At 57.1% G+C, this 10861-nt stretch carries 9 protein-coding genes and 1 pseudogene; 5 read left to right on the top strand and 5 right to left on the bottom strand.

Annotated features, from left to right (window positions below; translation table 11 throughout):
* Nucleotides 1-858 (top strand): IS3 family transposase (locus H6M51_RS23315; RefSeq protein ID WP_246780660.1); only part of this gene is annotated, 858 nt, incomplete at its 5' end.
* Between the two features lie 410 nt (nt 859-1268).
* Here H6M51_RS23315 and H6M51_RS23320 read toward each other — a convergent pair.
* Together H6M51_RS23320 and H6M51_RS23325 are read right to left on the bottom strand one after the other, a co-directional pair.
* On the bottom strand, nt 1269-2078 hold the full coding sequence (locus tag H6M51_RS23320; RefSeq protein WP_185812188.1) for an undecaprenyl-diphosphate phosphatase: 810 nt from the start codon (nt 2076-2078) through the stop codon (nt 1269-1271).
* Nucleotides 2079-2347: 269 nt separating this feature from the next.
* Nucleotides 2348-2662, bottom strand: coding sequence for a hypothetical protein (locus tag H6M51_RS23325; protein WP_185812189.1), 315 nt, complete (start codon nt 2660-2662; stop codon nt 2348-2350).
* A gap of 297 nt (nt 2663-2959) precedes the next feature.
* Between H6M51_RS23325 and H6M51_RS23330 the strand changes: the two genes are divergently transcribed.
* On the top strand, nt 2960-4039 hold the full coding sequence (locus H6M51_RS23330; protein WP_246780662.1) for an IS5 family transposase: 1080 nt from the start codon (nt 2960-2962) through the stop codon (nt 4037-4039).
* A 173-nt stretch (nt 4040-4212) separates the two neighbouring features.
* Here the strand turns inward: H6M51_RS23330 and H6M51_RS23335 are convergent, their stop codons facing one another.
* The gene (locus H6M51_RS23335; RefSeq protein ID WP_185812190.1) at nt 4213-4383 is read right to left on the bottom strand and encodes a hypothetical protein; all 171 of its coding nucleotides are present in this window, start codon (nt 4381-4383) and stop codon (nt 4213-4215) included.
* A gap of 163 nt (nt 4384-4546) precedes the next feature.
* On the bottom strand, nt 4547-5536 hold the full coding sequence (galE, locus tag H6M51_RS23340) for a UDP-glucose 4-epimerase GalE (protein WP_185812191.1): 990 nt from the start codon (nt 5534-5536) through the stop codon (nt 4547-4549).
* A 202-nt stretch (nt 5537-5738) separates the two neighbouring features.
* On the opposite strand from galE, the gene galU reads away from it, so the two are divergent.
* Nucleotides 5739-6623: a UTP--glucose-1-phosphate uridylyltransferase GalU gene (gene galU, locus H6M51_RS23345; protein ID WP_246780661.1), complete on the top strand. Its 885-nt coding sequence runs from the start codon at nt 5739-5741 to the stop codon at nt 6621-6623.
* Nucleotides 6624-6817: 194 nt separating this feature from the next.
* Nucleotides 6818-8233, top strand: a complete 1416-nt coding sequence (locus tag H6M51_RS23350) for a phosphomannomutase (RefSeq protein ID WP_185812192.1) — start codon at nt 6818-6820, stop codon at nt 8231-8233.
* A gap of 347 nt (nt 8234-8580) precedes the next feature.
* On the opposite strand, the gene H6M51_RS23355 is transcribed toward H6M51_RS23350, so the two are convergent.
* Nucleotides 8581-10017 (bottom strand): mannose-1-phosphate guanylyltransferase/mannose-6-phosphate isomerase, encoded by a 1437-nt coding sequence (locus H6M51_RS23355; protein ID WP_185812193.1) that lies wholly within the window; start codon nt 10015-10017, stop codon nt 8581-8583.
* A 503-nt stretch (nt 10018-10520) separates the two neighbouring features.
* On the opposite strand from H6M51_RS23355, the pseudogene H6M51_RS23360 reads away from it, so the two are divergent.
* Nucleotides 10521-10861, top strand: a pseudogene (locus H6M51_RS23360) (sel1 repeat family protein); the annotation flags it as partial.

The raw sequence follows: 10861 nt of genomic DNA on the forward strand, positions 1-10861 counted from the left end.
GATGGTGGCGGCATAATCGAGGCGGAAATCCACTTAGCGAAACGCCCGAAGCTGTTCAGACAAACCGAGCCAGCTCTTGAAAACAGACGCAGTGACGATGATCGCCGTCGCTTCAACTACAGACGCATCCACGTACTGCTCAAACGCGAAGGGCACCATGTGAACCACAAGAAGCTCTTCAGGCTGTATCGGGAGGAGAAGCTGACGGTGCGCAAGGGCGGCGGTCGGAAACGAGCGATCGGCACACGTGCGCCGATGCTGGTCCCGATGACGGCCAATGATCGCTGGTCGCTGGACTTTGTGTCGGATCAACTCACCGATGGCCGCAGGTTCCGGGTGCTGACGATCGTCGATGATTGCACCAGGGAATGCTTGGGTCTTGTCGCCGACACATCCCTTTCCGGTCTGCGCGTTGCTCGTGAACTCGACCGGATCATCGAGAAGCGCGGCAAGCCGAAGATGATTGTCAGCGACAATGGCAGCGAGTTTACCAGCAATGCGATCCTGCAATGGACGGATCGGGCCAAGGTAGAATGGCACTACATCGCGCCGGGTAAGCCGATCCAGAACGCCTTCATCGAAAGTTTCAATGGCCGACTGCGGGATGAGCTGCTGAACGAGACGCTCTTCTCGTCACTGAGCCAGGCCCGATCAGCGCTCTCAAGCTGGCGAAGCGACTACAACGATCATCGACCACATTCCGGCCTCGGTTGGCTGACACCGGCCGAGTTCGCTCAGACCATCAACCTGCGACGTGATGCGGTGCTGCGCAGCCGGAATGGCTCCGCACCGCAACACGCCGCCACCGCCCCAAAGACAACAACCCAAAACCGCCGGAGCGAACTCAAAACTGGATAAAACTTGGGGGAAAGGTCACGACCTATCCTGACCGATCATCTTGCGCATCATCTGCGGTCTGATCTAGGCTGCCGATGGCGTCGCCCAGAGCCAGGGCAACCTCCGTTCGCGTGTAGCCAAGACGCAAGGCCTCGTTGATCAGAGCTGACATGGCTTCAGCAAATGACAGGCTTGCCTCAGACTTGGGCAATGTCTGTTTTAGGGCGTTGGGCGCGTCTTCCGCGGTCCCCAATGTCCTGTCAAGATCCTTCGAGAAATCGAGCGGTTCTTTGTTTCCCATATTGGAAAGATAGGTGATTTTGGCCAGCGTTCAACTCGATGTTGAAGACATCGTATATGAACATGGTTACCCCATGGCGGATCAGGCAATTGAATTTTTATGCGATAAGAATAAGCACTGATGGAGCGGTTCAGCCGAAGATCATCAACCCGATAATGCCTGCCGTGCCGACAGCGATCCGCCACCAGGCAAAGGGCGCATAGCCCCGTTTTGAGACAAAATCCAAGAGACCCCGGACGACAATAAGCGCCGAGATGAAGGCCGCGACAAAACCAATCGCGATGATCATGGTGTCATCGACGGTGAGCGCATTGCGGTTCTTGTAGAGGTCAAGCGTAAAGGCGCCGAGCATGGTCGGCATGGCGAGGAAGAAGGAAAATTCCGCCGCCGAGCGCTTGTCTGCGCCGAGCAGCAAGGCCCCGACGATCGTCGCCCCCGAACGCGAGGTGCCCGGAATCATCGCCACGCACTGGCAAAGCCCGATCTTGAAGGCAAGCGACAAGGGATATTCGGTAACGTCGTGATACTTCGGCTTCGGCGGCAGGCGGTCGATCCAGAGCAGTACGAAACCGCCGAGGATCAACACCACGCAAATCAGCATCGGCGTCTTGAACAGCACCGTCTTGATGAAGTCATGGGCCAGCGCGCCGATCACGGCCGCCGGAAGGAAGCCGAGGAGCACGGCCCCGACGAAACGACGGCTCTCAGCGCTCGTCGGCAGCGACAACGCAATCCCCAGGAGCTTCGCGAAATAGACGCTCAAGATCGCCAGGATGGCACCCAGCTGAATGAGCACCGCAAAGGTGTTACCGGGCGACGCGAAGCCGAGGAAATGGCCTGCCAGCAGCACGTGGGCGGTTGATGATACCGGCACAAACTCGGTCAGGCCTTCAATCAGGCCGAGCACGAGCGCCCTGATAATCGAGCCATCAATGTCCATCCGTCACTCCCATTTAGAATTGCGGTCGTCCGCATCGATGCCAGTATAAACCGACAGAAAATTTGCCCTCGCAGCATCGGCCGCCTGAGGCAGATTTAGTCCCGATCCTGCGCGTCGATTTTAGACGACTCTCTTGTCTACCGGCCGTTGTGAGCATTGGTGATTGAAATTCAAGCCTTCTTTTTCTTTTTTGCATTCGGTCATTTATGCATCCGATATGTTTTCTATTTTTGAGAGAGCTTGAAAATATTGAGATTTCCTTGGTCGTATTAACCATCGGCAGCATTGCCGCTACGATCTGACCCCATAATAATTGACCCATCCATAATAATTGAGGAATGTCTGTTCATCGTGATGGGGGCTGAGCGATCATGCATTTCGATATGGACCAAAGGTTCTTGGATCTCTCCTTGGATCTTCAGGAGCGCGGCGCTCACGCGTGCATCTTGGGATTGACTGAGGAAGACTGCGCCGGACTTGTAGCCTCCGCCGACTGTATCGACGATATCGATCCTGTCTGGTCGGATTTTTGTCGTTTCGGCTGGGCCATCGAAAATGCTTTCAGGGTCGCCGGCCTTGAACAACGCATTGTCTCGGCTGGAGGCCTGATAGTGGTCAGGGCCGAAAGTCTGTCGCTGAATTGTTAGTCAGCGGCGCCGTCTTTTGAGGCGGATAGCCGGCAGCTTGTTGTGCGTGACCAAAGACATTCGAACCTCTTGTCTCTCACGCTATGTATGGGAGCGATACGCTGTTATTCGGACGCCTCTAAAAACCTCCCCATTTTTGGGAAATCGTGATTCAATCCGACATGCTTGATTTGGTGGGGGCGGATGATGCGGGGACAGCCTGGTCTCTTTGATCTTGACGAGCGCTAAGAGCGGCTGAGCGCCGTGGGCGACCCGCTTGAGAAGCTGAACAGCATCATCCCGTGGCCTGTGTTCGAGAAGCCACTGGCCAAGGCGCTGAAGCGATCGGATGGATCGAAGGGCGTGCGTCCGCCATTTCCTGCGGTGCTGATGTTCAAGATCCTGGTGCTCCGGGCGCTCTACAATCTCTCCGACGACCAGGCGAGTTCGTCATCCAGGATCGGCTCTCGTTTATGTCTCACCCGACAGGCGATGCTTGCATCGCCGATAGGGCGGTTTCTAGGGCTTGGGCCTTCCGATAAGGTGCCGGACGCTAAGACGATCTGGCTGTTTCGCAAAAGCCTGGTGCGGGCCGGTGCCATCGACAATCTGTTCGCCCGCTTCGACAAACATCTGTCGCGGTCCGGATATCTGGCCAAGGGCGGGCAGATCATCGACGCAACGATCATCCAGGCTTCGAGGCAGCACAACAGCCAGGACGAGAAGGAAGCGATCAAATCCGGTGAGATACCCGAGACGTGGAAGGAGAAGCCCGCCAAGCTTGCCCAGAAGGATCGAGATGCGCCTTGGACGGTGAAGTATTCCAAGGCGAAGCAGCCGACGGACACGCCGACATCAGCACCAACGAAGGCCCATGACATCGCCATTCCGATGTTCGGTTACAACAACCACGCGGGCATCGACCGGGCGCATGGTTTTATCCGGGGATGGACGGTGACCAGTGCGGCGGCCCATGACGGCGCGCAGCTCAGGAATGTCGTGACCAAAGACAATACCGCCTCAACGGTTTGGGCTGACAGCGCCTATCGATCGAAGACAAACGAGGAGTGGTTGCAGGACAACGGCCTGAAGTCGGACATCCACCAGCGAAAGCCGAAGGGCAAGCCAATGCCGGAGGCGACGTCGCGGGCGAACGGGCGACGATCCAGGATCAGGGCCACTGTCGAGCATGTCTTTGCAAGGCAGAAGGACAAGATGAAGCTCTTCATCAGGACCATCGGGATTGGAAGGGCCAAGGTGAAGATCGGCATGCCCAACATCGCCTACAACATGCTCCGATACGTCTTCCACGAAGGTCGCCGTGCCACCGCATGATAACGGCCGCCCCGCAAGGGGCGGAAATGCGAATACTGACAGTTCAAAGATCACCGCCGAAAGCGGCGGTAGGCTCAGATTGCACCGTCAACGCAGGAAATCGGGGTAAATCGAGGTGTCCATTCTCCTAATCTAGGCGGCCTATCCAACACGCGTGCGAAGATACCATCCGTTTAATCGATATTCGCCTCTGCGTCGTCGAAACGGCCGACGCGCAGCCTGCGAGTGGGTACGCTGTTCTCCTCTCTCGGCAAGGAGACGGTCGCGCTCCGGCGGTCCGGGTCAATCATACGCCATTCGCGCTCAAGGCGATCAAGAAGACTTTGTGCAATGAATCTGGTCATGTTTGTCCTCCGTGTTCAGGCCTATCTCAGTACGTTCCGGCCGCTTGGGCAAGATGAATGTGAAGACTTGGTTACGTGGAAAGGTTAATGAAAGCATTGATTTAACATGTCAGCTTCGTCTTCTTTGCCGTCGGCGCGGTCATCGCAACTGGCCTTTGTTCATTCACCCTGCATGGCCGTTGAAGCTGGAATGCCACTTCCAGGCCGTGCGGATGATGTCGTCGATGCCGTGTTTCGGGTCCCAGCCCAGCACATCGCGGGCAAGCGCATTGCTGGCCACGAGGCCGGGCGGATCGCCTGGGCGCCGTTCGGTGCGCTTGACCGGCATGGGTCGGCCGGAGACCCTTTCGATGGCCGAGATCAGCTCCTTGACGGTCGTGCCGTTGCCGGTGCCGAGGTTGATGGCGATCGTCTCGCCCCCCTGAAGTAGATAATCGACCGCCCTCACATGCGCATCGGCAAGGTCGTTGACGTGGATATAGTCGCGGATGCAGGTGCCGTCGCGGGTGTCGTAGTCTTCGCCGAAGATCGAGAAGAACTCGCGGCGCCCGAGTGCCGTTTCGATGGCGAGCGGAATGGCGTGAGTCTCGGGTGAGTGCCACTCGCCGATCCGGCCTTCGAAGTCGGCTCCGGCGGCGTTGAAATAGCGCAGCATGACGGAGCGCATGCGGCCGCAGAGGTTCAGGTCACCCAGCGCCTGTTCGACGATGTGCTTGGTGCGGCCATAGGGGTTGATCGGCTTCTGGCCATGCTTCTCGTCGAGCGGCAGATATTCCGGCGCTCCATAGGTGGCGCAGGTCGAGGAGAAGACGAAGTTGCGGATATCGGCTTCACTGAGGGCCTGCAGCAGGCTGAGCGTGCCCGAGACGTTCACGTCGTAGAAGTGTTCCGGCTCCTTGAAGGACTGGCCGACCTCGATCAGACCGGCGAAATGCATCGCTGCCTTCGGTTGGTATTTGGCCAGCACTTCCTTCAGCCGCGCCTTGTCCCGGATATCACCCTGTTCGGCCGGGCCCCATTTGACGAATTCCGGATGGCCCGAGGTGAAGTTGTCGTAGACGACAGGCAGATAACCACGCTCGGAGAGGGCGAGGCAGGTATGCGAGCCGATATAGCCGGCGCCGCCGACGACGAGGATGGGGGTAGCAGTCATCAATGTCCTGGGACGCCAAGCTTGGAAATATGAATAGCGGAAGTCAACATGTTGACAGGGACTGTGATCTCGCAGTGTCCAGAAATTGGGCTGAGCCGAATCTCATGATCGTGCATTACGATTTGTTATGACTCTTATTGTAAGCGATGATCTTGCTGAAGTATTTCTCACCTATCGACCTTTTCTGGGGATGAATTTGACCTTGAGCCGCTCTTTGATCAGAACTGCCGTATTCCCCGTTGCCGGTCTCGGCACCCGTTTTCTACCAGCGACCAAGGCCGTTCCGAAGGAAATGCTGACCGTCGTCGACAAGCCGGTCATTCAGTATGTCGTTGATGAGGCCATTGAGGCCGGCATTGAGCATTTCGTCTTCGTCACCGGTCGCGGCAAGGCTGTGATACAGGATTACTTCGACATTCAGTTCGAACTCGAACAAACGCTGAAGGCCCGCAACAAGAACGCTGAATTGTCACTTCTTGATCAGCTCCAGCCGACGGCCGGCCAGACAAGCTTCACACGCCAGCAGGAGCCGCTTGGCCTCGGACACGCCGTCTGGTGCGCCCGCGACATCGTCGGACACGACCCGTTCGCCCTGCTTCTTCCCGACATGATTATGCGCGGAGAACAGGCCTGCCTCGAGGGCATGGTCGAACTTTATGAGAAGACTGGCGGCAATATCGTTGCGGTCGAGGAATGCGCGCCCGAGCAGGCCCATAAATATGGCATCGTCGGTGTGGGTGAAGCCCTCGAAGGCGGTTTCAAGATCACCCAGATGGTCGAAAAGCCGGCTAAGGGTAAAGCCCCTTCGAACTTCTTCATCAACGGCCGCTACATTTTGCAGCCGGAGATCTTCAAGATTCTCGAAACCCAGGAACGTGGTGCAGGCAACGAGATCCAGCTGACAGACGGCATGCTGAAGCTGGCCCAGAGCCAGGACTTTGCCGGTTACCATTTCAAGGGTCAGACGTTCGACTGTGGCGCCAAGGACGGCTTCATCCTCGCAAACGTCGCCTTTGCGATCGAACGCGCGGATATACGCCCGGCAATCGAGGATCAGCTGAAGGCGCTCGTCCAGCAACTTCGATAGCTGATCGGTGCCAATGCTCCCGGATGAGCAATCGGTTCATGTTCTCATACATGGCATAGCTTTTGCGTCCACGGCCATGTGAGCGGAGTAGGCAAACCTCGTCTGCCGGCTCTTCATCCGCGTATCGTTGAAACCAGCTCTAAGGGGTGGCTCAGTTTCGGACTTTACCCCTCTCTTATAGCGAAAGGTATAACATGAAATTTGGAACCAGTGGCCTACGTGGCCTTGTCTCGGATCTTCTCGGCCCGGACACCGCACGATATGCCATGGCCTTCGGAGGCTATCTGCTATCGACGAAGCAGGCGCGTTTGGGATCCAAAATTTATGTTGGCGGAGACCTTCGCCTCTCCACGCCGCAGATCATGGTGACCTGTATGAATGCGCTTGAAAAAGTCGGGTTGTCACCGGTCGATTGTGGCTTCCTGCCGACGCCAGCATTGGCGCTGCACGCCATGTCGAATAAGGCCGCATGCCTTATGGTGACGGGGTCACATATTCCAGCGGACCGAAATGGGATCAAATTCTATACTCCGCATGGTGAGATCACCAAAGCGGATGAAGGCGCCATCACGGCGCTTGCCTTGGATCGGCTAACTGAGGTTCAGGATATCTCACCGGCAAGGCGCTTCGATGTCGAGCAGGATGCGGAGCTGTTGTTTCTTGAGCGCAACAAGATGTTGCTGCCGGAAAAGGCCCTGACTAAGCTGAGAATTGGGGTCTATCAACACTCTACGGTCGCGCGAGACACCCTCGTATCTGTATTGAAGTACCATGGCGCCGACGTCATACCGCTCGGCCGCTCCAATGAGTTCATTCCTGTCGATACCGAAGCCGTGCCTGAGTCATTGGTCAAGTTGTTCAAGCACTGGGCTGATATGCATCATCTGGATGCGATCGTCTCGGCAGATGGTGATGGTGATCGACCGCTGGTCACCGACGAAAACGGTGATGTGGTGCGCGGAGACGCATTGGGTGTCTTGGTTGCCCGCTTCTTGTCTGCCGATGTTGTAGCAACTCCTGTGACCTCCAGCTCAGGTGTCGAGACTTCCGGCCGCTACCGTGTCATTAGGACGAAGGTCGGGTCTCCCTATGTCATTGAGGGCATGGCTGGTGCCTGTGAGGCAAGCAGTCACAGCGTCATGGGCTTCGAGGCCAACGGGGGCGTCCTCCTGGCATCGACCATCGATTGTATCGGACGCGTTCTTCAGCCGCTGCCGACACGAGACAGCTTCCTGCCGATCTTGGTCGCCCTGCACACCGCAGCCAGCCAAAGGAAACGGCTTTCTTTGGTGGTCAGCGCGCTCAAGCTGCCCGTAGCGCTCTCTGATCGCATCGAATCCTTTCCGATAGAAGAGAGCGCAGCACTCATGACACGTTTGCGAGCCGGTCCTGACCAACTTGCCGAGTTTCTTGAGCCGATTGGCCGGATCACCCATGTATCGGATGTCGATGGACTGCGTATAACCGTCAATGCCGGTGAGGTTGTGCATATCAGGCCTTCAGGAAATGCACCCGAAATGCGTTGCTGCGTAGAAGCCGAAAACCGGGGTCGTGCCGAAGCGTTACTTCTCCGGGTCATGGAACTGATTGCGGCGGCAAGGGCTCGGTAGTCAATGCGTTTTGTGACTTCTGTTCGGATTGTTTGATCGATCTGTCCTGATCTTCGCAGAGGCCTTCCGGAGTTATACGCAAGCAGCTTGGTGGTTTTTTGCCAATCGGGTCCGTCGGTTTTGTTTCGGTCCTTGTCCAAGTGATCCGTATTCATGGACACAAAGTCCAATAGGTCGACAGATGGTGTTTTCCGGGTTCGTTTGTAAAACCTGAAGAACAGAACGGCGAAGGTCCAAAAAACCATGCCGTACAGGAGCTTGACATCGCAGCTGCAATGCAGCGCCATAAAGCAAGCGGCCCGGACGGTGGAAACCGCCGGGCCAACTAGTTTCGATTGTGCCGAAAATCAGCTGCGGCCAAATTCGTCCACGAGGCGGATGATGTCGTCCTCGCCGAGATAGGAGCCGGTCTGGACCTCGATGACTTCGAGCCGGATCTTGCCCGGATTGGCCAGACGATGAACGGAGCCCTGCGGGATGTAGATCGACTGGTTCTCGTGCAGCACGGTGACCTTATCGTCGATCGTCACTTCCGCCGTTCCCTTGACGCAGACCCAGTGTTCGGCGCGGTGATGATGCTTCTGCAGCGAGAGCTTCTTTTCCGGATGGACGAAGAGGCGCTTCACCTGGAAGCGGTCACCGTTCAGGATCGAGGTATAACCGCCCCATGGGCGTAGTGCCGTCGGGTGGTTCTCGGTCAGATGCGCCGTGTCCTTGTTGGCGGCGAGCAGCTTGACGAGGTTTCCGACATCCTGAGCCCGGTCGAGGCGGCCGACATAGACGGCGTCTTCCGAGGCGACGACGGCGACACCTTCCATGCCCTGGACGGCCAGATGGGCGTTGCGCGACATGATCAGCGAATTCTGGGTGTCGGACACGGTGGCATTGCCGCTGATAACATTGCCGTTTTCATCGCCGCCAGCGAGTTTCCAGATCGCATCCCAGCTGCCGAGGTCCGACCAGGTGATCGGGGAGGGGACAACCGCCGCATTCGGCGTCTTTTCCATCACGGCATAGTCGATGGAGATGCTGGGGCTCTTGGCGAAGCTCTCGGCATCCAGGCGGGTGAAGTCGAGGTCGCCCTTGGCGTGTTCAACGGATTTCTCGACGGCCGCCAGAACATCGGGCGCAAGCGCCTGCAGTTCCGATATCATCTGACCGGCGGAGAAGACGAACATGCCGGAATTCCAGGCGTAGTTGCCGCTCGCCAGCATCTTTTCGGCGACCTCTGCCTTGGGCTTTTCGACGAAACGCGAGACCTTGTGGACGCCGCTTCCCAGATCCTCGCCGATCTCGATATAGCCATAGCCGGTCGCGGGTTCGGTGGGGGTGATGCCGAAGGTGACGATCTTGCCGTTCCGGGCAGCCTTGGCCGCCTTTTGCACGCAGTCGCGATAGGTATCGTCGACGGTGATCTCGTGGTCGGACGGCAGGATTTGGATCAGCGTGTCGCTGCCATGGCGCTCACCGACGATAACAGCTGCAGCAGCCACGGCGGCTGCCGTGTTGCGGGCCTCGGGCTCCAGAATGATGCCGTCGAGCGCCATACCGATCTCGCGTGCCTGTTCGGCGGCGAGGAAGCGGAAGTCCTCATTGGTCACGATGACAGGGGCTTCATAGATCGCCTCGTCGGAGACGCGGGCCAGCGTCTTCTGCAGCAAGGTTTCTTCGCCGAGGAAGCGGATGAACTGCTTCGCAGCGGCTGCGCGCGACAGCGGCCAAAGCCGCGTTCCCTTGCCGCCGGCCATGATGAGCGGCACGATCTTGATGCTCGACCTATTCATTTTCTTCTACCTTTGGAATATAGATTCATGCGTTGTTATACGAGGCGCGGATGCGGCCCGGCTTTGATTGGCATAGTTTTCATTTTGAACCAAGTTTGACTTTGATCGAGCGTTAACATGCCCGGGGAGTTCAAACAGTTCGCCGCGCTCCGTTCATCCCCAGTGCTTCGTGCCTGCTTCTGCTGATTTGGGAATCCACTTTGTCAACAGGCCCTAGATCTCAGTCACCAGCATCTCGAAACTTGCGGTCAATTCGATCATCGGCGAGAGTACAACAAGAGGCGCCGTGCGGGATCAGGAATCCGGCTACCGCGCTGCATTTCCGGATGCCGGCCTGTTGTTAAACCGATCCGAAAAAGTAGCCGGTTCGATCTGCCTCGGAAACGAGCCGCAACTAAATAGTAACAAATGTGATTGCTTTCCAAGATAAGTTGATTGCACGTAATAATCCGTGTTAAATTTCGCTTAACTACTCCTATCAATCACAAAGGATGGAATAGCCCATGAAATCAATTTTGCATCATGAAGTTTGCGCAAACCGCTTTGTAGTGGGTTTGGTAGCGGCAATTGCAATCAACAGCATCGTGGTGTCCAGCAGTCTGGCGGCCACCAATTCACCGGCCACAGATGGAGCACGGATAGCCGAACTTGAAAAACGCGCTTTAGAAAACGACGCAGGCGCTCTGACAAATCTCGGTGACATCTACAGCCGGGGCGGACCGGTGCCCATCGACGGGCCCAAGGCCATCGACTACTACACCCGCGCGGCTGAGCTTGGAAACACTGGCGCCCTGGTGCGCCTCGGCGAGATCTACCGCGACGGCGTTCTCGTCGCCGCAGACCA

Source organism: Rhizobium sp. AQ_MP (assembly GCF_014237835.1).
Lineage (GTDB): Bacteria > Pseudomonadota > Alphaproteobacteria > Rhizobiales > Rhizobiaceae > Allorhizobium.